This is a genomic window from Planococcus sp. YIM B11945 (assembly GCF_050864155.1).
Taxonomy (GTDB): Bacteria; Bacillota; Bacilli; order Bacillales_A; family Planococcaceae; genus Planococcus.
The window spans coordinates 503,046-525,970 of record NZ_JBOZWR010000003.1 but is presented as its reverse complement, the minus strand read 5'-3'; the positions used below and the strand labels follow the sequence as shown (position 1 = coordinate 525,970).

Here is a 22,925-nt window from a genome sequence, read left to right as displayed (position 1 = left end):
GGAGATAAGGCGTTAGCCTTCTTTTAGCTGGCCGCGTTAGCGGACAGTTCCATTATGGGGTTTAGGGGTTAGGGTAAGGAATGACGTGGTTGGTCGTAATTTGGAGGGGGTTAGGCGTAATTCGAGTGACTTATGTCGTAATTCGTGGACGGTTTGTCGTAATTCTGGCAGTATGTCATAACTCGGAGGGGGTACGTCGTAATTCATTTGGAGTTTGTCGTAACTCGAGGTGATGGATGTCCATTCCCGCTTCTTTTGAGAGAAATGAGAGCGAAGAAGGTTTAATGTGGTGTGTATTCAGGGAACAATCAGATTAGCACCACTTTCTGTTCGAGGAACTTTATTTAAGGAGGTAGAGAAGATGAACAACGCAAGCCAAGTAAAAGTAATGGGAGACCAGCAAGTTATCTTTTTCAAAAGCCAGGACGATTTTGCGAAAGCGCTGAGAGAAGGTACAGGGTTAGTGGAGCAAGTCGATTTTACTGATGAACAAGTGGAAGAATAACAAGACAGGGCAGCTCCTATGTGGAGTGCTTTTTTTATTTACATAGAAGTTTTTAGAACCTACATGAATACTGAAACCAAAGCAAGAAGATTGTTATACATAAGAAGGGGAGTTTATCAAAGCGCTATCCATCTGACGGATTCATTCGTTGGTTGGGTAGCGCTTTGTATTTTGCTGGCGAGAACTTTATTAAAATTTAATAAAGGAAGCATAGCCATTTCATAAATTAATCATACAATAAAACCATATATTTACTTATATGGTGCAAGCGTTTAGAATTAGGTGAGCAATTGTGATAATAGAATTATTTTACAGAAAATGAAATGGCAAACTATCAATATGATATCATTATAGTTATATGTTTATTAAGGATGAGGAGTTGCAGAAGTTCATGGAAATGAAAAGGCGGATTCGCCCAGAATTGGAAGGGTTGCGCACCATTGCGGCGTTGTTGGTAGCAATCTATCATATCTGGTTTAATCGGGTGTCAGGCGGAGTGGATGTTTTCTTTGTGGTGTCGGGGTTTTTGATTACGACGTCGCTATTGTCGATGTACCGGAAAAACGGAAAAATCTTGTATTTCTCCTATATTGTGAAATTGATGAAGCGGCTGTTGCCGACAGCGTGGCTGATTGGCATTACGACGGTCATCGCGAGTTTATACATATTGCCGGTTTTCAATAAGCAGCAGAACATCAGCGAGTTTTTGGCTTCTGCGTTTTATTTTCAAAACTGGCGCCTGTCGATCGATTCGGTTGATTACTTAGCACAAAACAATACGGCTTCACCGTTCCAGCATTTTTGGGCGCTGAGCATTCAGTTTCAGTTTTATTTGGTGTGGCTGCTGGTATTTTTTGTGGCAATCAATCTCTTGCGTTTTGTCTCAGGCAACAACATCAAGCGCATGCTGATTGTCGTGATTTCGGTTTTGGCGGTTGCCTCGTTTGGCTATTCGATTTACTTAACCGCAGTCAACCAGCCGGTCGCGTATTACCATACGTTCACCCGTGTGTGGGAGTTCGGCATCGGCGGGATTGTGGCGCTGACGATCCACAACCGGGTGGTGTCGCCGCGAGTGGCCTGGTTCTTCGGCTGGCTCGGGTTGATCGGACTGATCAGTTGCGGCATCTTGCTGCAAGTGTCTTCGCTATTCCCAGGGTACGCCGCGCTTTGGCCGGTCATGTCCGCGGTATTGATCATTGTAGCGGGGAATTACTCCACGAACTTCAGTGCATTCCGGCTGCTTAGCTGGAAGCCGCTGGTGAAGTTCGGCAGCATTTCTTATGCATTTTACTTGTGGCATTGGCCGCTGTTGATTTTTTATTATGCATTGTTTGAGACCGAAACGGTTTCATTGCCGCATGGCTTAGCCATTATGTTGGTCGCCGCAATTTTTGCGTATGTGACGATTTACGGCTTTGAGCTGCCGATTCGGAATGTGCAGCTGTCCGTCTGGAAGACCGCCAGCGTTATCGTGGTATTGTCAGGCGTGATCTGGATGTCGACATTTGCGTACCAGGAAAACTATATGGTCAATCCGATGAACTCGGAGCTGTTGGGCGAGAGTTTTGCGACGCATCCGGGAGCGGCTGATTATTTGGACGACGGCCGCTTGACGCCAGCCAATGAATTTGACGAAGCTTATTTGCCGAGCTTGGAGTTTGTGAAGCAGGACCGCTCGGAGATTTACGAAGACAAATGCTTGCTCGGGAAAGGCAAAACCGAGCCGAAGCTTTGCGAATACGGCGAGCTGACCGACTATGACTACACGGTCGCGCTTGTCGGCGGATCACATTCCGCCCACTGGCAGCCGATGCTGGTGGAGCTGGCAAAAGCGCACAATTTGAAAATCGTCACGTACTTAAAAGGCAATTGCCGATTTACCGAAAACAACGGTGCGCCTTATGAAGACTGCGACGAGTGGTTCGCGAACGTGAAAAAAGAACTCGTGAAAGACAAGCCCGATTTGATTTTCACCATCGGCGATGTCGGCAGCACGAAAGATAAGTTTGATCAAGTGGATGACGGGTTTATTGACGCGTGGAAATTTGCGGAAAATGAAGACATGCCGTTGTTCTTGGTGCGCGATACGCCGTGGTACGACGAAGTGGTGTTGAAATGCCTCGGTGAACATGCAGACGACCCGGAAAACTGCAAAGCGAAACAAAGCGACGTCATCCGCGACGTCAACCCGCTGACGCAAGTGGACTACATGCCGGAAAGTGCGACGACGATCGACTTGACGGATTATTTCTGCGACGGGGAATCGTGCCATTATGTGGTGGGCAATGTCGTCACGCATTTTGACAGCAACCATTTAACGGCCACGTTCTCCCGGAGTTTTGCGTCGGTGTTTGAAGAGCCTGTGCTTGAGGCATTGAGGAAATAGGATGATTTGGAGCTGAGTTGATGGCCTGTTTGGGCTGTTGGCTTGGCTTTTTTTATTGGGGACGGGAATAGGGCGTAATTCGGTAACCATTTGTCGCAACTCGTGATGTATTGGTCGTAACTCAGTGCGCGCTGGGCGTAACTCGTGACTGGTTTGTCGTAATTCGAGCTGGTTACGTCGTAATTCAGAGGGAATCGGCGTAAGCCTTTTTTAGCTGGCCGCAATAGCGGACAGTTCCAATTAGGGTTTGGGTGAGGGAGTGAAGAAAGTTCTGAGAAGCTAACTATAGAGAGGGAAAGATGGATGCATTTCGCGAGTCGCGAGTCGCGAAATGCGGAAGGGCTAGATGGTTTGTCGTAATTCAAAGCTGATTGGTCGTAACTCATCTCTCGTTTGTCGTAATTCGAGTGGATTAGGTCATAACTAGTTAGGAGTTTTGGAACGGCGTCAGCCTTGTTTTGGCTGACCGCGCTAGCGGACAGTTCCAATTGGGGGTGGGTCGGGAGATTATGCTTGTTGGTCGTAACTCAGGGCGATTAGGTCGTAACTCGGCGTGCAAAGGTCGTAATTCGGAATTTATGTCGTAATTCAGTGGCGGATGGTCGTAATTGGGGATGATTATGTCGTAATTCCATGCGGGTTAGTCGTATTGAGCAGCACGATTTTTTTAACGGTAAAAAAAGAAGGGAGAGTTCTAGTGAATTATTGGTAAAAAAGTACTGTTTATTCTAAATAGAAAGCCTTATAATCGTGAGATAAAGGGATTTATTAGAAATTCATCCTTGTTTTGATAGATAGCTTTCATCTGCCTTAGCGAAGAGGAGAATGAGCCAGTGAAAAAGATAGCGGTAGTGGTTGTGGTTTTATTGGCAATGGCAGCATGCAACACGAAAGAAAATGTGAAAAGCTCCTGAAAAACGGAACTGAGGGCAGTGGCATTCGAAGTTCATGTACCAACAGATGCCTTAAACGACTACGGCTATCTTGATGCTTTTATTACCTTGGAAAATTCTGGCGATAGAGTGGCGGTAGTGAACGAGGGTGATTTTGCCTTGTACAAAAAGGCGAGCGATGCAAAGTTTGACATCGCAATCGACTTTGTCGGCGCTGATGGAAAACCTTTCGACGTAGCATTAGAACCATATGAGCTGGCTTATGTTTTTGGCTCTTTTGATATGTCGGGGAAAAAACCAGCGGGAGCAGCGATTAATCTAGAAGAATACGAAATGCGTTATTTGGGGGATGCAAAAGTCAAAGAGGATTCCGTTGCGGTGCAGCTTGATCTGGAGAATAAATTTCCGGACCTGGTCGGTTCTTCTTCAAGCGTCATTCTATCCGCTTCAACGGTAGATGCAATACCTTTGAATGCTGATGGGGGTTTGTTTTTTACTGTCTATGGTCCGCTTGATGATAAAACCGCTTATGTGCGAGTGGAAAATGCAACGGATAAAAAGCTTTCTTTCGATCCCGCGAATTTGTATGTCTACGACTCGACAAAGCATTACGGAATTGACCCAAATGCGGCAAATAGAGCAGTTGAAGGAACGATCACGTTAAAGCCAGGAGAGATTGTCGATTATAGCGAGGTCTTTCTATTGGAAAATGCATCCTATGAAAATATGGCCGAAATTGATCAGAATCTTTTCGGGGCAATGTATTCTCCGGAAGATGCTGGGGCTGTTTATGGGATTTATTATGCTGATGAAGCCTTGCCTGAGGATTTTGGAGATTATGAGTGAGGAGAGAAATGGATGAAAAAAAAGTTATTTTTATTAGTGTGTTTACTGGTTGTGAGTTTAATGGCGGCAGGGTGTTCTTCGAGTGAAAGCAAAGCAGGGGGAAGAGAAGTGGATTCTTCGGTAGCGAAGGAAGCGATCGATCAAGGGAAGTTGGCTTTGGCGGATGCGGATTTAGAAAAAGCTAAAAGCAATTTCAAGCTGGCTTTGTTAGAGGATGCAAAAAATGCCGAAGCTAAACAGTGTATGGGGCTAATAGAGAAGTACGAAAAATTTGTGGCGGCAGTGGATGAAAAGGACACAGACACTGCAGCTAATACTTTGGAACAGCTTAAAGCAGATGACAAGTTTGCGCTAATTGAAGGAATGGCGAAAGAGCCGGAAGAAAAGCTGAACGGTCTTGTGGCAGAGTTGAAAGAACTGGATGCTAAGATTGCGGCGTTGGGCGAGTTGTATAATCCTGAGGATGAGAATTCGATGCCTGACGAACTCTATCTTGTGAAATCAGAAGAATTATTGGCAAATCCGCTTCTTACACCAAAACAAAAAAAGACAGTGGAAAATTTTAAAAATGCTGCTACGGATAGAGCGAACAAATTATTAGCGATAGAAGAAGAGAAAATGAGAGCTGCGGAAGAGGAACAAGCTGAAGCGGCGGCAAGTGAAGCAACAGCTGGAGTGGATATGCCCTTCCCGATTGGCACGTCGCTTAAAGAATTGATAGGTTCTTATGGTGATCCAACGTATGATGATTATTTTATGGGGGCAAGGCTCGTCGTCTTTAACAACGAGGATGGCTATTATTTTGGTGATGCTACAGAAACCGTGACGGGATTCATGATCGCCAATCCCAATATCGGCGTGTTCGGAACCCATGTCGGGATGACACCGGCAGAAATCAGCGGCATTCTCGGTGAACCGTCAGGGTCTTATTTGGATGAGAGTGAAACGCAAAGCTTCGTTGTCGACTATTATATGGAAAACTACAAGATCTTCTTCTTTTCAGATGAAGAGGGAGGTCCGACTACGTCGGTTAATGTTATTAGTAATTAAGGCTAGCGTTTTGAAAAGCTAGCGTTACCCGTAACGGCATTGTTGAAGTGAAGCTGCAGTCTAAAATCTTTCGAGATTATAGACTGCAGTTTTTTATTGAATATAGAATCTCAGTAGCGGACAATCGGCTCACGAAGTTTAGTAAATATCGAATCCGGCAATTCCCCCTGTAAGAAGAATTACAGAAAGGAAGCGGTGAGGCATGCGGAAATTCTTTTTAGGCATGGCGGATGAATTGCTGATTGTCGAAGAAACGACTGAAGGGTTTGCGGCATCCGCTCATTTGCAAGGGACGCAGCCCGTTCATTTGGCTGTGGATCCACAGGACGAACAGGTGCTGTATTGCGCGGCTTACGGGAACGGACTTTGGAAAAGCGAGGACGGCGGGAGAAACTGGCGGGCAATCGGGCAGCCGAACCGTTATCACGGATCCGTAAAAGGGCACGGCATAAGTTCGCCTTTTCTTACCTTTGTAGCTGTGCATCCGAACCGGAAATCGGTGGTTTATGCGGGCACCGAACCGAGCGCTGTTTATTGTTCAGAAGACGGAGGAGTGAAATGGACTGAGTTCAAAAACATTCAATTGTTGCCTTCAAAAGATACGTGGCAATTTCCGCCGCGTCCGTTTACACACCATGTTCGGTGGATTACCCCGAGTCTTCTGAATGACAATCATCTTTATGTATCGATTGAATTCGGTGCTTTTATTCGAACGACTGACCACGGCAAGACCTGGCAGGACCGGCCATTGGTGAGTCCGCTTGATACGCATACGCTGCTGACGCATCCCGAGGCACCAGGTCGGCTTTATGCGGCAGCTGGGGATGGCCTGCTGCATAAAGGGCATTCGTATGCAGAAAGCGAAGACGGTGGAGCAAACTGGACGTACAAGAGCGAAGGGTTGGAGGCGCATCCTTATTTGTACAATATGGTGCTGCATCCGGAAAACCCGGATGACCGCCTCGTGTCCGCTTCAAAAAATGCCCAGCAAGCGCATGCTTATCCTCAATATTCCACGGTCTACCGGAAAACCGGGGATGGCCCGTGGAAGGAATGTGCTGCTGGACTGCCTTGCGAAGGTTCATACAGCCACGAGCTTGCGGCAGACCCGAAAGAGCCAGGCGTCTTTTATGCTTTGAACAACCAGGGGCTGTACCAGTTGCGGCCGGAAGATTCAGAGTGGCGCAAGTTGGACTTGGAGTGGAAAGGGAAGTATGATAGGCAGCATCCTTCTTTTTTGGTGGTGTTGGGTTGAAGATGAGGTGGGTATTGAAAGGATGGTCGTAATTCGTGGAGTGTAGGGCGGAATTCGGAGGGGATAGGTCGTAACTCGCTGGGAGTTGGTCGTAATTTGAGAGCGATATGTCGTAATTCACTGCTTGTTTGTCGTAACTCGGCGAAGCCCACGGTTTTCAGCTGACCGCTTCAGCGGGCAGTTCCAATTAGGTTTTTTGGGTTTTGTCGTAACTCGTGGAGCATAGGGCGGAATTCGGAGGGGATACGTCGTAACTCGTGAGGAGTTGGTCGTAATTCGAGAGCGATACGTCGTAACTCAGGAGTGGTACGTCGTAATTCGCTAGGATTTGGTCGTAACTCACTCCTACTATAATAGTTTGAAATGAAAAAGCCTATTTCCTCTCAGCTATAAAGGGGAATTAGGCTTTTTGCCAGCTAAGCCTTATCGAATTTTTTATTGATCGATTCCTGGTAGATATCCGCGTACGTGGAGGAGTCACCAATTAGCGCATCGCAAAAGGCAGCGACATCGGTTCCCGTGACTGCCAATACACCTTTTCCGGCAGCGGCGCCTTCTTCGAAGAAGGCGAGAATTTCGGAGAGGAGGCCGGTGCCTTCATTTAATTCCACAGGGCCGACTTTGAAGAGGTATTTTTGGATTTCTTTGTAGACGATTTGGTAATCGTGCGGAAGTGTTTTGACCCGCGCCACATGGGCTCGCCATTCTTTTTTTTCTTCGATCAATTTTTTGATGCTCATGATAGCCCTCCTAATTTTCGTGCGACGTTGTTGTTGAGTTGGTCACGCCATTTGTCCCGGTACGTTTTTGAGCCTTCCTCGCCGACAAGTGCTGCGCAGAAGCCTTTGATGTCATCTCCGAGTACTTCATTAACGCTTTGGCCGTCTGCAGACGTGACTTCGAGAAGTTCAAGGGCATGATCCAAAATCGGCATCAAGTTGCGGCCGGTGAAATCTCCGTAAATCCAGAGGTGGTTCATGATTTTATTCCAAGCTGCTTGGTAGTCTGCCGGCAAAAGTTTTGCCCGTTCTTCAAATGCTTTCATTTCTTTTGTCATATCGCTTCCGGTTATTTTTTCTAAAAAATTCATCGCTATTTCTCCTTTCTATTTTGCTTGTAAGTCGCTTAGCTTCATGGATATGAAGTTCCACTTTTTCCAAAAAAGTTCAAGCTGCTCCTGGCCAGCTTCGGTGAGCGTATAGAACTTTCTCGGCGGTCCCACTGTGGATCGCTTTTTCTCGATGTCTACGAGTTTGTTTTTCTCAAGCCGCATTGTAATCGTGTAAACCGTGCCTTCGACGACATCCGTGAAGCCCAGTTCCCGCAGCTGCCGCGTAATTTCATAGCCGTACGTTTCTCCGCGGCTGATAATTTCTAGCACACAGCCCTCGAGTACGCCTTTTAGCATTTCTGTAATGTTTTCCATTGGGATCACCTGTTTAGATTCTGATTTTTAGTACGTTTTATCTTTGTTATTAAGTAATACTTATTACTAGTATATAGTAATACTAACTAGTTGATTTTGCAAGTGTAAATAGTTTGATAGAGGCAACTTTATTACGTAGAGGATGGTAAAAGTAGGAACTCGAGAGCGGTAGGTCGTAATTCAGAGGAAGTTTGTCGTAATTCATGGGGGGATGTCTTAATTCGGGGGTGATTGGTCGTAACTCATGGAGGTTATGTCGTAATTCAATTCGCGTTTGTCGTAATTCATGAAGCTAGCTGATCCGGCTAGTTGGAGGATGCTGCAAGATTTGTTTTGGTTTTAAGCTGGCCGCTTTAGCGGACAGTTCCATATGGTCGTTGCGAAGTGTATGAATAGGTGAAGAACGCGAAGAACCCCATCCGGCGATTGCGAAAATCGCCGGATGGGGTTTGTTAAGAGATTCTTTCAATAATACGGACAGCCGCTTCCCACTGTTTAAAGCGGGTTCTTCATTCAGTAGACGGTAAGCAGATCCGGTTTTTTGCCTTTCATCAACTGAAGGTTCTCCAAGGCATAGGCCACATTCAATACTTTTTCTTCTTCAAATGCAGGGCCCATGATCTGCAAGCCAATCGGCAAGCCGTCGCGCACGCCGCATGGAATGCTCAAAGCCGGCAACCCGGTTAAGTTTCCAGGGCCCGTAAAGCGGATCACTTCATCCAGGAAACTCAGCGTTTGGCCGTTGATGTCTACCGTGCTGTCGCCGATCAGCGGCGGCAAGAACGGCAGCGTGGGGCTGATGATGACATCTACTTGCTCAAATGCCTGCGCAAACTCATTGCTTAGTTTCCGGCGGATTTGCTGGGCTTGCAAATAATCCACGGCCGTCACCAATTCACCAAACTCCAGCAAGAAGCGGGTATCTTCTCCAAACATTTCGGGATGCTTGATCAAATTCTGGTGATGGATGGCGCTGGCTTCAGATGTAATGGTGACGAGTTCGGCATATTCCGCTTGCGAAAGCGACGGAATTTTAACCGGTTCAATCCGTGCCCCGAGCTTCACCAATTCGTTTATCGCGTTTCGCACAGCTTCATCGACGCGTTTGTCGACATTGCGGAAAAAGTACTCTTCATTGATGCCGATCACTTTGCCTTTCAAGTCGTGGGATAGCCCTCCGCTGTAAATTTTGTTCGGCTTGTTGACAGAAGTTGGATCTTGCGGGTCATAGCCGGCCAAGGTTTCCAGCAGCAGCGCGGCATCATAGACCGTCTTGGTCATGGGTCCGATATGATCGAGGCTCCAGGCCAGAGGGAAACAGCCAAACTTTGAGATTCTGCCGTGGGTCGGTTTCAACCCGATAATGCCGCAGCTGGCAGCGGGAATCCGGATGGAGCCGCCTGTATCGGTTCCGAGAGAGGCGATGGCCATATCGGCGGCAACGGCGGCTCCGGAACCGCCGCTTGACCCGCCCGGAATTTTGCTGAGGTCCCACGGATTGCGGCAAGCACCGAAATGCGGATTGGTGGTCGTTGCACCCCAGGCATACTCGTGCATGTTCAGCTTACCGGTAAAAATCACACCTGCTGTTTTCAACTTGGATACGACCGTTGCATCATAATCAGGCACAAAATTTCGGTGGATGCCGGAGCCCATGGTGGCTGTTTCGCCCTTGAAATACATAATGTCTTTCAACGCCATCGGGATGCCGTGCAGGGGACCTCGGTAATGACCGTTTGCCATTTCGCTTTCTGCCGCTTTTGCCGCCTGTCTCGCTCCTTCGGCTTGAATTTCGATATAAGAATTCACGTGGCCGTCGTATTGGTCGACATTTTTCAACACCGCTTCTGTTAACTCAACCGGGGAAATGTCTCTGTTTTTCAACAGCGGAGCCAGTTCACCAATCGATTGTTTCGCTAAGTCCTGCGTCATTTCCCATCACCTCCCGGCACATGGGTCAAGCCGATGTCGTAGTCGGCAAGCGCTGCTTGGTCCACTGTTGCGCGCATTTTTTCGAATACAGCCCACTGATTCACCAACATTTCCTCATGGTGCGCCGGTACGTCGATTCCTTTGTCTTTCAGGATTTTTAAAATGTTCTGTTCCATTCTTTTTCCTCCCATTCAAATTAGGTTGAAAGATTATGTAAGAACTAAGATGATATTATCTACTTTACCATATTAGTTAGAATATTTTGTCTATTTAAAAAATAATGAGATGAACAGTGGACGGCCGGTTCTGCCCATAAACTTGGAATCGCATCCCTATGTGGAAAACGATTTGAGCCCGTTTGACTTGATTGGCCTAGCCTACGCTGCTTATATCCGTATTTGCCCTTGCTATTATATGCCAATATTCTTAAAATATAGGTAGAAGTTGTAAATAGACAGGGGTGCAAAAGATGAAGCTAAATGTAGAGCAGCGCCGGATCGTGGAGCTGGAGCCCACAGGGCCGATGCTGGTAAAAGGGGTGGCGGGGTCTGGGAAGACGACGGTCGCCATACGGAGGATCCAGTTTTTGATGGATCATTATTGCCACGAAGAAGATGATCGGATTTTGCTGGTTACGTATAACAAGACTTTGCTTCATTACATTAAGCACCAGTACGAGCGGTTGGCGGATAGTGCGCAGGAGGAAGCGGAGCGCTTTTTTGCGTCGGATGCAGATGTGGAGATTGTGACAATCGACAGCTTGATGTATAAGGCGTTTAAGAAATACCAAAAACGGACCGGCAAAAAGCTTGAAATTGCTTCTATCGAAAAGATACATAAAACGATGATTTTAGCGATTCATGAAGTGAAAAAATCTTATCCGGATTTGAAAATGCTGTCGCCGAAAAACAGCAAATTCCTGCTAGATGAGGTGGAATGGATTTATTCGTGTGCCATGGAAGATGTGGAGACGTATCAAGCGGTGGACCGCATCGGCCGGGCATCGGGCAATAGCGGGACGCCGCAGAAATTGTTGAAGAATTCCCAAACGCGTGCGGCCATTTTTGAAGTGTCGCAAATTTTTTGGCAGCTGCTTGAAAAAGAAGGGTTCGTGACGTTCAAGCAGATGAACCTGCAGGCGCTGACGGAAGTTCGCCGGAGCGATTCGGGCCTTTACACGCATATCATCATTGACGAAAGTCAGGATTTGACGCGCGTTCAGCTGGAGTTTTTGAAAGAACTGTATAAGGAAAAAGCGCATTCGTCGCTTATGTTTGTGGCGGACAATACGCAAAGCATTTACCCGCTGTCGTGGCTCGGAAAAGGCCGGCCCTATACGACGATCGGATTTGACATGAGCGGAAAATCGAGGACGCTCAGCAAGAATTACCGGACGACGACGGAAATTTCGACGGCGGCATTTCATTTGATCGAAGCGGACGAAACGATTCAGTCGAATGTCGATTTCGTCAAACCGGCTTTGATTGACCGCCACGGCCATCCGCCGATTTACCGGTTCTTTTTGACGCCGCAGCAGCAAATTCAGTTTTTGGCGAATGAAATCAATAGGTTGAAAAATGATTATGCACTGTCAGATATGTGCATTGTGGCACGCAGCAACCGCAATATTGAAAGCGCAGCTATTGATTTGGACAAAGCGGGCATTCCGTGTGAGGTGCTGCAAAGCCACGATCCGGATTTTGAATCGGATAAAGTGAAGCTCGTGACAATGCATTCGATCAAAGGGCTGGAGTTTAAAGTGATTTTTCTCATCGATTTGAACAGCGGGTTGATTCCGCAGGATTTGTATGCGGACGCAGAGGACCAAAAGACAGTAGAGTCGGATGAGCGCAAATTGTTATACGTCGGCATGACGCGGGCCAATGAGCTGCTGTACATGTCGTCGGTGAAAAAGCCGTCCAGTTTTATTAAAGAAATTGACTTCCGCCATTTGCGGATGACCAAAGACGCGTCGCTGCGCCCGTTCGAATCGATCAGCATGACGGATTACCGGTTGACGGAAGGGCTTATCGATCTGCATTCGAAAGAAGAGCGGACCCGGCAGTGGCTCATGCGCGAGTTGAATGAAACCTATGGCTATCCGTATGAATTGATGCAGCTGGAATTTCCGGTGCAGCAGTTTTCGAAAAAAGGCTATTGCGACATTGGAGTGATGGTGCATTCTGACGGGGAAGAGCGTCCTTATATCATTGCAGAAGTGAAACGCTTCGGCAGTGGCATTGAAGATGCGGTGACGCAAGTAAAGTCGTATCTGGCAGCGGAAAGCCGTGCATTTTATGGCATCGCGACCGATGGGCTGGAAGTGAAAATCATCGACCGGCAAGGCGAAGAAGTACAGGACTTGCCGAAATGCCGCGCGCAGTTTTTGCCGGATACGAAAAGCCGGCGCGTGTATATGAATTTCAAGAACGGCCGGCAGTATGAGTATGCGGAAGATCAAGATTCAGGTGGCGACATTGAAGTGAAAGAAGCGGGACAAGATGTGTTGCTGCAAGTGCACGAAATGGTAGAAGTGCCGCTCGTCGGAAACGTTGCGGCCGGCCTTCCGACGCTCGCAACTGAATCGTACGAAACGATGCATGTCTTGCCGCGCGAGTGGGTGGTGTCTCCGAGTGAGACGTTCTCATTGACCGTCACCGGCGACAGCATGACCGGCGCCGGCATCGACAAAGGCGATATCGTGATTGTCCACCGCCAAAATTCTGCATCAAACGGCGACATCGTCATCGCGGTCATTGACGGCGAAGCGACGATGAAAAAATACATGCCGATGGGCAGCGAGATTTTATTAGTGGCGGAAAACCCGAGCTATGAGCCGATTATGATGCGCAGTGAAGATGTGTATATTAACGGACGTGTTATCGGGGTTTTGAAGAAATAGATAGGTCGAGGCGTGATCGGATTGGCTGGAAATGGCTGATTGGGTTGCGTCTTTTTTTGTGTGGATTTTGGGGATTGCAGGTAGAGATGGAGGGATTGCGGGTAGAGCGAGCGATTTGTTAGGTAGGGATATGGAAAGTGCAGGTAGAAACGTGAATAATGCAGGTAAGAATGCGAAAACTTCACGAAGTAAATATTTCCAGTGGGGAATTTCTGAGATTTAAAGCGATGACCAGCGTTTTTTAAGCTGGCCGCTTTAGCGGGCAGTTCCAATTTGAAATTGCTCAGGGAGTGAAGAAAATTAGGTGAGTTAAAAGATTGATGGATGCATTTCGCCAAGGCGAAATGCGAAAGGGCAGGAAGAGGTCACATTTCAATAGCTGTTTGTCGTAACTCAGGGAGTGTATGACGTAACTAGGGAGACGAAGGGCGGAATTCGTACCCGATTGGTCGTAATTGACCCTTACAATAATGCGTAGCATAAAAACATACTTAATTTAATGACATTTCATTCATTAAATTGTAATGCAAATGTATTGCTGTCGTCATTACAATCCGTTATAATTTTAAGTAGAGCGAAGGGGGCATTTTAAATGGTTACAAAAACAAAAAAAGCCACTGTTCAAGTTCGGGTTGATGAAGATGTTAAAAATCAGGCAGTAGAAGTATTGAATGATTTAGGAATGGATACGAGTACCGCAATCAATGTATTCTTGCGGCAGGTTATCGCGGAAAATGGTTTGCCTTTCCAGCCAACAAAAGCTCGTTTTAATAAAGAAACCTTGAATGCGATTCAGCAATCAGATGAAATGGTTAAAAATGGCGTTATAAATCGAAGCAAGTCAGTAGATGATTTATTCAATGAAGTGCTAGGGGAAGAAGAGTAATGTTGTCAGTGGATTTTCCCACTCAATTTAGGAAAGATCTTAAACGATTAAAGAGACGCAATTATGACATGGATGAGTTGAAAACAGTTATGAAGATGATTGAAGAAGAGGTCGAGCTTCCAGAAGAAGTATACCGGGCTCATAAGCTGCATCCGACAAAAGAGTACCGCGATTGCTGGGAATGCCACATTAGCGGACGAAATAGCGATTGGCTTTTAATTTATAAATTTTATCCGGCGGAAAATTTGGTGGTGTTTATTAGAACAGGAACACATGCCGATTTGTTTTAAGGCAGGTTCACGATACAGAGAGATTATGTTGGCAGGCAAAGAAAGCCGCAGCTAGAAACCTTAAAGGTTACTTGCTGCGGCTTTCTTCGTTTATGGAATCGTGTAAGAGTTGGAATTGCTTTTTGTGGTCAACTCCATATGAAGAATGTGGTGAGCAGCTGTAGGGTTTGTCGTAACTCGAGGAATGTAGGGCGTAACTCGGAGTGGGTTAGTCGCAATTCGTTGAGCATAGGTCGTAACTCAATGCTGATATGTCGTAATTCATGACTAGTTTATCGTAACTCATGACGTCCGATTAAGCGACGCCCAGCGTTTTTTAGCTGGCCGCTTTAGCGGGCAGTTCCAATTTGGGGTTTGGTCGTAACTCAGTGGAAGTTTGTCGTAATTCGAGGGGCATAAGTCGTAACTCGCCCAGGTTACGTCGTGATTTGAGTGGCGCATGTCGTAATTCACAACTCATACGTCGTAACTCGCCCCAGCTACGTCGTAATTCAGTAAGCAAGGTTAACACCATCAACCAAAAAAAGAGCACGGTCCGCTCAATTGCGGACCGTGCTCTTCCCCATCATCCAAGTGAAAAGCCCAAGTACATCAAGCCATTTCTTGCTCTCGACGCCATCAGCATCGCCAGGCGTTCGAGTTCTTTTTGCGTCATTTGGTGCTTCCGGAGTTCGCCTTCTGTGGCCACTTCTTGTTGCGTGTTGATGACCTGCACGAAACTTTTTTCCAACTGTTGGCGCAGCTGGAACGCACGGAGCATCAGGATGCTTTGCTGTTCTGATTTTTCGTAGCCGAACAGCTCTTTCGACTGCCAGTAGAGGGCTTTTAATGCGCCATTTTCGGAGTCCCGGATGAAAGGCTTGAGCGGTTTGGTCGGATGGTCGTCCTCGAACCAGATGCGCTGCATGCTTAGGCGCTGTTCGGGCACGCCGAGTTTGTAGTAGTGATTCAGGAAAGATGCAATTTTATCGAACAGCGAAAAGGCTTGCCGGAAGACGTTCTTCAGCTGTTCGGTTTTATTCGGCTCCTCTGCTTTTTGGTGGAGCGCTTCGAACAGCGTCCAGCGAAGTGCCGTGTATTCAGAAACCAGTGCATCCATATGGCGGATGAGGAAAGCGTCCTGATTTTTGTCAACGCCTTTTGGCTTGTAGCGGAGCGCGTCGACTTTCATCATGCGCCCCGGATCGATTTCATTTGTGCCATTCAGCAGCAGCTTGTGTTCTGCACACCAGTCGCGGTAGTCTTTCTCGCGGCCATCAAAGAAGTTCGGTTTGTAGCCTGTCACATCGACTGGCCCGAGTTTATTCAGCATCGTCTCCGCAAGCTTCAAGCGTTCCGCGTAAAACGCGCGGCCGCTTTCGTCGTCGATTTTCTCATGCGAGCGCCGCAGCAAACTTCTAGCGGCATGCAGCGCCTCAGCCTTCTCAACCGGATCCCGCAGAAACGCGGAATAAAACACGAGACCCCATCCCCGTTCGCCTTCTTTTCGTGAAAACGCAGGATCATCGTCCGCTTCAATCATTTCCTCGACCACTTGAAGCCCTTCGATGGAGCGGCCCAAGTGAATCAGCGTCTCAGCATAATTCAAGCAGATTTGATTCCAAATAATCGGCGGCACTTTGCCGCGGAACTGGAAATGAATGCTTTCAAACAAAAACAGCTGGCGCTGCTTGAGTGGGCTGTTCCATTCCTTCAGCAGCTGATGGCGAATGCCAAGCTGGCCGCATTCGAGCAGCACCGCAAGCGGATACGCCGCCTGGCCTTCAAGCTGCTTTTTCAAGTGATCGATCAGTTTCTCGAGTTTTTCCGGTTCCTGGTTCGTCTTCTGAAACTGCTGCAAAAGCAGCTGTGCTGCCTGATAGACTTCGTTCGTCTCAAATTGAGCGTAATTATCGGATTGGATAATGTCATTTAATGTCGCCATGGGAACCCTCCTGGAATTATGCTGTCGATTCGTTTTGATATATCTATTGTATAGGAAAGAAGTGGAAGGTTCATCCTTGTTAGGTGTCGGCGGATTTGGAAGTGCTTGTTAAATTTCGAAAACTTCATGTAGAAGAGATGGAAATGCATGTAAAGGGTTCAAGAATGCAGGTAGAAATGCGAAGAGTGCTTGTTAAGGAGCGTAAACTTCATGAAGAAAATATTGGCAGGAGAAATGTCTCTCTTTTTGACAGGAGGCGCGCGGGGAGTACCAATCAGTCTTTTGGTTTTGAGCAGGAAGTGAAGAAAAATAAGTTAGCTAAAAAAATGATGGATGCATTTCGCTGGAGCGAAATGCGAAAGGGCGGAAAAGCTCGTGGCAGTTGATCGTGCGGGAAGGGAATGTCGTAATTCAGAACAGGTAGGGCGTAACTCAGCGGCCGTTTGTGGTAACTCGCGAGCTGCAGGTCGTAATTCGGAATGAGTTGGTCGTAACTCACGAGCATTATGTCGTAATTCGAGAGCCGTTTGTCGTAATTCAGCGACACCCAGCGTTTTTTAGCTGGCCGCGCGAGCGGGCAGTTCCAATTTGGGTTTAGGTTTTGGCCTTGGTTTTTTGTCGTAACTCGGACACGAGTTGTCGTAACTCACCGTTCGTTTGTCGTAATTCAACCCGGATACGTCGTAACTCGTGATTTTGGGCGTAACTCGAGCCCGGTTTGTCGTAATTCGCATCGATTAGGTCGTAATTCGGCGGAGGGCTAGTTAAATTTATCGGTCTTTTATAGTCCTGTAATTATTTCTTTTTTATGATAGAAAAAGACTATCTATTTCCAGTTTAATGGGCAATAATGGATATTACAAAGGTCGTTTGAATGGGGTAAAACGAAATGTTTAAAAGGCTTTATTCAAAAACTTTTTCAAAAAAGAATGAGGATGTGGAGACATGCAGGTGAAAAAGACTTTCCCGTTAATGGTCATCAGTTTTTTGTTGTTTTTCTTTGTTTTATCAACTGATGTGGTGGCGGACGGCTATTCGATTGAGCCGGAAATTGCTAAAACAAACACGAGCTTGCTGTTCGATAGCAAAAAGGAATTTGACAGCCAGGAATTGATTGTGAAATTCGAAAAAGATACAACGGCTGATCAAAAGAAAAGGCTATTAGGCCCGGTCCGCGGAACAGAAATTTCGAGTTTATTGGGCGGCGAAGTTTCGCTGGTTTCATTGCCAAAAGGCGCTAATTTGAAAGCGGCGGCGGATCTTTTGCTGAAGCAAAAAGCGATTGAATTCGTGCAGCCGAATTATGAAATCGAGCAAACGTACACACCGAAAGATTCGGGCTTTAAAAAACAATGGCATTTGAATAAGATTCAGACGCCGAAAGCGTGGGATTCAACAAAGGGGTCATCAGGCATCACGGTCGCTGTGATTGACAGTGGCGTCCAAACGAGCCACCCGGATCTAAAGGGGAAAATCGTTTCACCTTATAATGCAGTGACTGGTGGGAAGACGTTTCCTGTCGATGAGCACGGGACGCATGTTGCTGGCATCATTGCCGCTTCAATCAATAACAAAGGCGTAGCCGGAGTTGCGCCGAATGTGAAAATCATGCCGGTTAACGTATTCCAAGGTTCAGGCGCATACTCGTATGATGTGATAACTGGCATCGTATATGCGACGGACAAAGGGGCAAATGTTATCAACATGAGCCTTGGGGGTTATTATTACGATTATACGTATGATCTGGCGACGGCCTATGCGAAGGACAAAGGGGTCACTGTCATCGCCGCAGCAGGAAATGACAATACTTCCGCCACTGTTTACCCGGCAGCTTATTCTTCGGTGATCGGGGTCAGTGCGACGAATAAAAACGACCGAATCACGTATTTCTCAAATTACGGCAGCTATATTGACGTTTCAGCGCCTGGAGAAGATATTTATTCCACTGTCACTGGAAGCTCTTATGATTACATGGATGGAACGTCTATGGCAGCACCGGTAGTTTCGGGAGTAGCCGCATTGGTGCTGTCGAAAAATCCATTGCTGAGCCCTGACCAAGTGGAAAGCATTTTGGAGAGTTCTTCTAAAGATTTAGGGAAAAAGGGATGGGACAGTCTTTTTGGTGCTGGACGTGTAGACGCTGCAAAAGCGCTGAGCAAAACGACTGCGCCGTTGTCCTCTATTACTGGATCTTCAACATTTACCGCTTCTGGAAAAAATAAAACCGGCATTAGCTTCACTGCCCAAAAAGGCAAGACAGTTTCGGTTTTTGTCGAGGATTCTAAAGGCAAGCTTGTTAAAAAGCTAATCAACCCGAAAAAATGGGGCGGCGGCAAAGCATCGGCTTCATGGGACGGTAAGATGGAAAACGGGCTTTACGCACCGAATGCGACATACACTGTAGTCGCGAAACTGACGAACGGCAAAGAAAACGTCTACAAAAAGAAAACGGTCAAGCTGACCAACAAAGTCAAGCCGACGATCAAAGTTGGTTCGTCCGCTGTGTTCTCGCCGCCTGTAAAAGGCAAACTTGCCGTATCGTATGAACTTAACCAAAAAACTTCGGTTACGGCAAAAGTCTACGACAGCAAAAACAAAGTGGTCAAAACCCTCTTTACGAACAAATCCGTCAACACCAAAACCGGCAAAGCGGAGTGGAACGGCACCAACAGCAAAAACCAGAAAGTGAAAGACGGCACATACAAATTGGTGTTGTCCGGTGTTGGAGCCAATAAAATCAAATTGGCCAATGCCAATATGTCGATTAAAATCGATACTACTAAACCGACTGCATCAACTTCTGTATTAGCTTCTCCGTTCAAAATGGACGGCAAGTCGAAAGATGCTGTAAAAGTCACGTTTAAAGAAAAAGTGACGATGACTGCCTATGTCACGACCGACAAAGGCGTAAAAGTAAAACGCTTAACGAATAATAAATCCTATAATGCAGGCGTGACAACGCTTAAATGGGACGGCAAAAACGACAATGGAAAATGGGTTGCAGAAGGCAAATACTTATACCAAGTGGAAGTGAAAGATGCAGTAGGCAATTTATTGACGGCCAAGTCGAAAATCTTTGATTTGCAGGATTGGCAAAAGCCGGTTATCACAGCTGCGAAAGAATTCGCATTGAAGAAAGAAGGAAATGCTTCATTCAGCTATACGCTCAACAAACCAGCTTCCGTGACAGTCGAGATCTTAAAAGACGGCCAAGTTGCGAGAACGATTGAAATGGCAGCAGCGAAAAAAGCCGGAGCGAACGCATTCGTCTGGGATGGCAAAAGCCAAGACGGTGTGCTGCTTGCAGATGGCACGTATCAATACAAAATCACAGCAGTCGACAATTACAAAACATCTGTTTCTGCGACAGGAACTATGAAAGTCGTGTTGACCGAAGTGGAAGTTGAATACCCATCAGTCGTCCAGCTTTACGACGACTACGGCAGCGATGTTTTCTATAAATTGTCGCAAGACGCAACGGTCACGGTTGAAATCCGTGACAGCTACGACGATCCTATTCGGACCATCCAACTCGGATCGCAACAAGCCGGCAAAAATTCTTTTTACTGGGACGGCTTGGATGAAGACGGATATAACTACTGGTACAGCGATTGGTTCACTTACGTCATCAAAGCGACAAACGCGGCCGGCAACGTAAAAACCGTAACAGGCAAAATCAGCAATGACGAATTGCCAAACTGGCTCGTGTCCCAAACCTATTCGTTTACGCCGCTTGGCGACTACTGGTGGGAAAATACAAAGCTGAACCTGGAAATCGACGTAAAAACGCCGGTTACGATGGACTTGTTTGTGTTTGATGAGTATTATAGCGATGCCGTAAAAGATTTCAAAACGTACAATTTGGTAAATGAGATGAACAAAAAAACCTACACCAAATTAGACACCGATCTCGATTATTACATCATTTTATACACAGACGCGCTAGGCAATGAGTATGTGTACGAAATTGACGAATACGACTACACGCCTTACAGTTCACAGAAAATGAAGGCTGCTGAAGTTAAGGCGATGCGCGAATAAGATAGAAGGGAGAGGAAGCCGATTGCTGGCTTCCTTTTTTTGTTTGGAGTGGGAATGGCGTAATTCGAGGCAATTATGTCGTAATTCAGCTGGCTTTTGTCGCAACTCGCGAACTCTAGAGCGGAACTCGAGATGGATTGGTCGTAATTCAAGAACATTTTGTCGTAACTGAACGTCGCCCAGCGTTTTTAAGCTGGCCGCGAGAGCGGGCAGTTCCAATTTGGGTTTAAGGTTTTTGTCGTAACTCACTAGGAATTTGTCGCAATTCGTTTTCATTTTGTCGCAACTCGCAAGGGATAGGTCGTAACTCGCACGTTTTGTCGTAATTCAGATTAGGTTTGTCGCAATTCATCACTATTTTGTCGCAACTCATCCCACAATATTCTCCTCCGTGGTAAAATAGAGAAATACTGTAAAAGGAAAAGGATGTTCAATTCATGGGATTTCTGACTAAAGCTTCGCGCTTTTTGATAAGGCAATTGGATGTGGCGCTTCTTGTGGTGCTGCTTTTGGTGAAAGTTTATATTTTTTCTGAAGAAAGCGGGACGCTCTTTATCACGCTTGAGCCACTGGAGTACATAAAAGAGTTTTTTGCCTGGCTGACCGGCAAAGAAACGGAATTGAATATTTTTGAAGGGGTCGCCATGATCAGCCTCGGCACGATTTTATTGGCAACGTTTTGGATTGTATTTTTGCGGGGCAGAAAACGCCTTGTCGCGATTTTTATCATGAACTTGTTGCTGTCGTTTGTGATTTTGGCAGATGTGATTTACTTCCGCTATTTCGGCGACATCATTTCGATCACGGTGCTTATGCAGATGGGGCAGATGGGCGATGTCGGCGACAGCGTCTTTGCACTGTTTAGCTGGCGCGATTTGATTTTCTTGGCGGATGTTCTGTTGATGATTCCGCTTCTCATCTTTTATTTCCGGAAGACGAAAGGCATAACCCCTCCGAAACATTCGTTTGTTCCGAGACTCGTCACGGGTCTGCTGGTTTTATTCGTAGGTTATCAGTTGACGTTTGTGCCATTCAACAAGTCGATGGAAAATGGCGGCGAGTGGCAGTTCAACAAGCTGATTTCGAACATGCGCGTGTACAATTTCACGGGGCTGCTCGGGTTTCACGTCGCCAATATCGACCGCTACATCAACGACAATTACATCAATAAAAAAGTATACAGCGACGAGGAAGTTGACGCTGTTGAAAAGTGGCTGGGCGAACGCACGCCGGCAGCGAGCTCGTATTCAGGAATGGCTGAAGGAAAGAACGTCATCGTGCTGCAAGTCGAAGCGCTGCAGAATTTTGTTATCGACCGGAAAATCAACGGCGATGTCATTACGCCGAATTTAAACCGGCTTATTAAAGAGGAAGCGTTGTACTTCCCGAATTTTTACGAACAAACGGGGCTGGGGCGGACGTCTGATGCGGAATTTCTGTTGAATACGTCGCTTTATCCGACTGCTAAAGGATCAGCTTATATGCTTTATCCAAAAAACACATTCGACAGTCTGCCGAAAGCGCTAGAGGAAAAAGGATATAACACGAACGTCTTCCATGCGTACGAGCCAAGCTTTTGGAACCGGTACATCATGTACAATAACTTTGGCATTGATACATTCTTCAGCCAAAAGGATTTTGGGAAAGATGAAAAAATCGGCATGGCAATAAACGACAACGATATGTTGAAGCAATCATTGGCGAAAATGGAAAAGCTGGAGAAGCCGTTTTATTCGCATATCATTTCGTTGACGAGCCACCACCCGTTTGAAATGCCCGACCAATACAACGTGCTCAATATGGAAGGCTATGGCCATTACGACAAACGACATTTCCGCAATTACCTGCAGTCGATCCATTTTGTGGACCAGGCAATCGGGAATTTTGTCCAGGACTTGAAAGACAAAGGCATGTGGGACGACACGATGCTGGTGATTTTCGGCGATCACAGCACTGGGCTGACGAAAGACGACCCGGCATTCGGTGAATTTGCGGATGCAAAAGAAGCGCTCAGTTATTTTGAAGCGGACAAAAACGTGCCGCTCATTATGCACGTTCCGGGTGTAGAAAAGCCTGAGAGGTTTGACCAAATCGGCAGCCAAGTCGACATGGCGCCAACGATTTTGGATATCATCGGCGGCCCAGTAGAAGACCAGCACTGGCTCGGCCGCAACCTATGGGATATGGACAACCGGCAAGCTACGTTCCGCGATGGCTCGTTTGTAACGGAAGATCTGACATTTATTGCCTCTTCTGACGGTGCCTTTTCAAAAGGCGCCTGCTACGACCGTGCTGCCGGGAAAACGGTGGACGTGGAAGCGTGCAAACCGATTCATGCGAACGGTGTTGAGGAATTAAGAATGTCGGATGATGTGCTTGATGGAGACATGATTGAACGATTTAAGAAATGAATAAAGCAGTTTGAAGAGCTGTATCTGGGAGCCAAGGTGGTTTCTGGATACGGCTTTTTTGTGGTTTTTTTTTTGAGATGGAAAGCTGAGTGATGAATGTTGGAATTCCAAGTAGATGCATACTGCCGGCTGGCCGCAACTCAGGGCCGGGTAGTCGTAATTCAGGAGGGGTTTG

19 protein-coding genes are annotated in these 22,925 nt (G+C 46.7%); 12 read left to right on the top strand and 7 right to left on the bottom strand.

All coding sequences use genetic code 11. The annotated features are described in order from the left end of the window. The first annotated feature begins 361 nt into the window (after positions 1 to 361). The 5 genes from ACRRQV_RS07115 to ACRRQV_RS07095 all read left to right on the top strand — a co-directional run bounded on the left by ACRRQV_RS07115 (position 362) and on the right by ACRRQV_RS07095 (position 6,938). Positions 362 to 505, top strand: a complete 144-nt coding sequence (locus ACRRQV_RS07115; RefSeq protein WP_432529129.1) for a hypothetical protein — start codon at positions 362 to 364, stop codon at positions 503 to 505. Between the two features lie 391 nt (positions 506 to 896). Next, complete coding sequence (locus ACRRQV_RS07110) at positions 897 to 2,894, top strand: acyltransferase family protein (protein ID WP_432529127.1); 1,998 nt, start codon at positions 897 to 899, stop codon at positions 2,892 to 2,894. Between the two features lie 932 nt (positions 2,895 to 3,826). Next, complete coding sequence (locus ACRRQV_RS07105; RefSeq protein WP_432529125.1) at positions 3,827 to 4,633, top strand: hypothetical protein; 807 nt, start codon at positions 3,827 to 3,829, stop codon at positions 4,631 to 4,633. A gap of 12 nt (positions 4,634 to 4,645) precedes the next feature. Then, positions 4,646 to 5,683, top strand: a complete 1,038-nt coding sequence (locus ACRRQV_RS07100; RefSeq protein ID WP_432529123.1) for a hypothetical protein — start codon at positions 4,646 to 4,648, stop codon at positions 5,681 to 5,683. 202 nt (positions 5,684 to 5,885) lie between these two features. Beyond that, entirely contained in the window at positions 5,886 to 6,938 is a 1,053-nt protein-coding gene (locus tag ACRRQV_RS07095) for a WD40/YVTN/BNR-like repeat-containing protein (protein WP_432529121.1), read from the top strand. Positions 6,939 to 7,354: 416 nt separating this feature from the next. Here the strand turns inward: ACRRQV_RS07095 and ACRRQV_RS07090 are convergent, their stop codons facing one another. From ACRRQV_RS07090 to ACRRQV_RS07065, 6 genes are all read right to left on the bottom strand, one after another. After that, a complete protein-coding gene (locus ACRRQV_RS07090) occupies positions 7,355 to 7,678 on the bottom strand; it encodes a DUF1048 domain-containing protein (protein WP_432529119.1) in 324 nt (107 codons plus the stop codon). Beyond that, positions 7,675 to 8,028, bottom strand: a complete 354-nt coding sequence (locus tag ACRRQV_RS07085; protein WP_432529117.1) for a DUF1048 domain-containing protein — start codon at positions 8,026 to 8,028, stop codon at positions 7,675 to 7,677. Before ACRRQV_RS07085 ends, ACRRQV_RS07090 begins: the two co-directional genes overlap by 4 nt. A 15-nt stretch (positions 8,029 to 8,043) precedes the next feature. Next, on the bottom strand, positions 8,044 to 8,364 hold the full coding sequence (locus tag ACRRQV_RS07080; protein WP_432529115.1) for a PadR family transcriptional regulator: 321 nt from the start codon (positions 8,362 to 8,364) through the stop codon (positions 8,044 to 8,046). Positions 8,365 to 8,656: 292 nt separating this feature from the next. After that, on the bottom strand, positions 8,657 to 8,833 hold the full coding sequence (locus tag ACRRQV_RS07075; RefSeq protein WP_432529113.1) for a hypothetical protein: 177 nt from the start codon (positions 8,831 to 8,833) through the stop codon (positions 8,657 to 8,659). A 44-nt stretch (positions 8,834 to 8,877) separates the two neighbouring features. Continuing rightward, a complete protein-coding gene (locus tag ACRRQV_RS07070) occupies positions 8,878 to 10,296 on the bottom strand; it encodes an amidase (RefSeq protein WP_432529111.1) in 1,419 nt (472 codons plus the stop codon). Continuing rightward, positions 10,293 to 10,472: a hypothetical protein gene (locus ACRRQV_RS07065; protein WP_432529109.1), complete on the bottom strand. Its 180-nt coding sequence runs from the start codon at positions 10,470 to 10,472 to the stop codon at positions 10,293 to 10,295. The genes ACRRQV_RS07070 and ACRRQV_RS07065 overlap by 4 nt, the downstream gene beginning before the upstream one ends. Before the next feature lie 293 nt (positions 10,473 to 10,765). Between ACRRQV_RS07065 and lexA the strand changes: the two genes are divergently transcribed. The 4 genes from lexA to ACRRQV_RS07045 all read left to right on the top strand — a co-directional run bounded on the left by lexA (position 10,766) and on the right by ACRRQV_RS07045 (position 14,374). Next, positions 10,766 to 13,198, top strand: a complete 2,433-nt coding sequence (gene lexA / locus ACRRQV_RS07060) for a transcriptional repressor LexA (RefSeq protein WP_432529107.1) — start codon at positions 10,766 to 10,768, stop codon at positions 13,196 to 13,198. A gap of 31 nt (positions 13,199 to 13,229) precedes the next feature. Beyond that, positions 13,230 to 13,421, top strand: a complete 192-nt coding sequence (locus ACRRQV_RS07055) for a hypothetical protein (RefSeq protein ID WP_432529105.1) — start codon at positions 13,230 to 13,232, stop codon at positions 13,419 to 13,421. A 369-nt stretch (positions 13,422 to 13,790) separates the two neighbouring features. After that, positions 13,791 to 14,084 (top strand): type II toxin-antitoxin system RelB/DinJ family antitoxin, encoded by a 294-nt coding sequence (locus ACRRQV_RS07050; protein WP_432529103.1) that lies wholly within the window; start codon positions 13,791 to 13,793, stop codon positions 14,082 to 14,084. Continuing rightward, a complete protein-coding gene (locus ACRRQV_RS07045) occupies positions 14,084 to 14,374 on the top strand; it encodes a type II toxin-antitoxin system RelE/ParE family toxin (protein WP_432529102.1) in 291 nt (96 codons plus the stop codon). The genes ACRRQV_RS07050 and ACRRQV_RS07045 overlap by 1 nt, the downstream gene beginning before the upstream one ends. A gap of 565 nt (positions 14,375 to 14,939) precedes the next feature. Here ACRRQV_RS07045 and ACRRQV_RS07040 read toward each other — a convergent pair. Beyond that, positions 14,940 to 16,298, bottom strand: a complete 1,359-nt coding sequence (locus ACRRQV_RS07040; RefSeq protein WP_432529100.1) for an LA2681 family HEPN domain-containing protein — start codon at positions 16,296 to 16,298, stop codon at positions 14,940 to 14,942. Between the two features lie 95 nt (positions 16,299 to 16,393). Between ACRRQV_RS07040 and ACRRQV_RS07035 the strand changes: the two genes are divergently transcribed. From ACRRQV_RS07035 to ACRRQV_RS07025, 3 genes are all read left to right on the top strand, one after another. After that, positions 16,394 to 16,684, top strand: coding sequence for a hypothetical protein (locus tag ACRRQV_RS07035; protein WP_432529098.1), 291 nt, complete (start codon positions 16,394 to 16,396; stop codon positions 16,682 to 16,684). Positions 16,685 to 17,249: 565 nt separating this feature from the next. Then, positions 17,250 to 20,339: a S8 family serine peptidase gene (locus ACRRQV_RS07030; protein ID WP_432529096.1), complete on the top strand. Its 3,090-nt coding sequence runs from the start codon at positions 17,250 to 17,252 to the stop codon at positions 20,337 to 20,339. A gap of 437 nt (positions 20,340 to 20,776) precedes the next feature. After that, the gene (locus ACRRQV_RS07025; RefSeq protein WP_432529094.1) at positions 20,777 to 22,750 is read left to right on the top strand and encodes an LTA synthase family protein; all 1,974 of its coding nucleotides are present in this window, start codon (positions 20,777 to 20,779) and stop codon (positions 22,748 to 22,750) included. Positions 22,751 to 22,925: the final 175 nt, after the last annotated feature.

Excerpts from the sequence above, each read along its gene's own strand:
- ACRRQV_RS07050 (WP_432529103.1), top strand. The coding sequence starts at position 13,791 with ATGGTTACAAAAACAAAAAAAGCCACTGTTCAAGTTCGGGTTGATGAA.
- ACRRQV_RS07025 (WP_432529094.1), top strand. The coding sequence starts at position 20,777 with ATGGGATTTCTGACTAAAGCTTCGCGCTTTTTGATAAGGCAATTGGAT.
- ACRRQV_RS07080 (WP_432529115.1), bottom strand. The coding sequence starts at position 8,364 with ATGGAAAACATTACAGAAATGCTAAAAGGCGTACTCGAGGGCTGTGTG.
- ACRRQV_RS07055 (WP_432529105.1), top strand. The coding sequence starts at position 13,230 with ATGGCTGATTGGGTTGCGTCTTTTTTTGTGTGGATTTTGGGGATTGCA.
- ACRRQV_RS07090 (WP_432529119.1), bottom strand. The coding sequence starts at position 7,678 with ATGAGCATCAAAAAATTGATCGAAGAAAAAAAAGAATGGCGAGCCCAT.
- ACRRQV_RS07040 (WP_432529100.1), bottom strand. The coding sequence starts at position 16,298 with ATGGCGACATTAAATGACATTATCCAATCCGATAATTACGCTCAATTT.
- ACRRQV_RS07100 (WP_432529123.1), top strand. The coding sequence starts at position 4,646 with ATGAAAAAAAAGTTATTTTTATTAGTGTGTTTACTGGTTGTGAGTTTA.
- ACRRQV_RS07065 (WP_432529109.1), bottom strand. The coding sequence starts at position 10,472 with ATGGAACAGAACATTTTAAAAATCCTGAAAGACAAAGGAATCGACGTA.
- ACRRQV_RS07095 (WP_432529121.1), top strand. The coding sequence starts at position 5,886 with ATGCGGAAATTCTTTTTAGGCATGGCGGATGAATTGCTGATTGTCGAA.
- ACRRQV_RS07115 (WP_432529129.1), top strand. The coding sequence starts at position 362 with ATGAACAACGCAAGCCAAGTAAAAGTAATGGGAGACCAGCAAGTTATC.
- ACRRQV_RS07045 (WP_432529102.1), top strand. The coding sequence starts at position 14,084 with ATGTTGTCAGTGGATTTTCCCACTCAATTTAGGAAAGATCTTAAACGA.
- lexA (WP_432529107.1), top strand. The coding sequence starts at position 10,766 with ATGAAGCTAAATGTAGAGCAGCGCCGGATCGTGGAGCTGGAGCCCACA.
- ACRRQV_RS07085 (WP_432529117.1), bottom strand. The coding sequence starts at position 8,028 with ATGAATTTTTTAGAAAAAATAACCGGAAGCGATATGACAAAAGAAATG.
- ACRRQV_RS07070 (WP_432529111.1), bottom strand. The coding sequence starts at position 10,296 with ATGACGCAGGACTTAGCGAAACAATCGATTGGTGAACTGGCTCCGCTG.
- ACRRQV_RS07110 (WP_432529127.1), top strand. The coding sequence starts at position 897 with ATGGAAATGAAAAGGCGGATTCGCCCAGAATTGGAAGGGTTGCGCACC.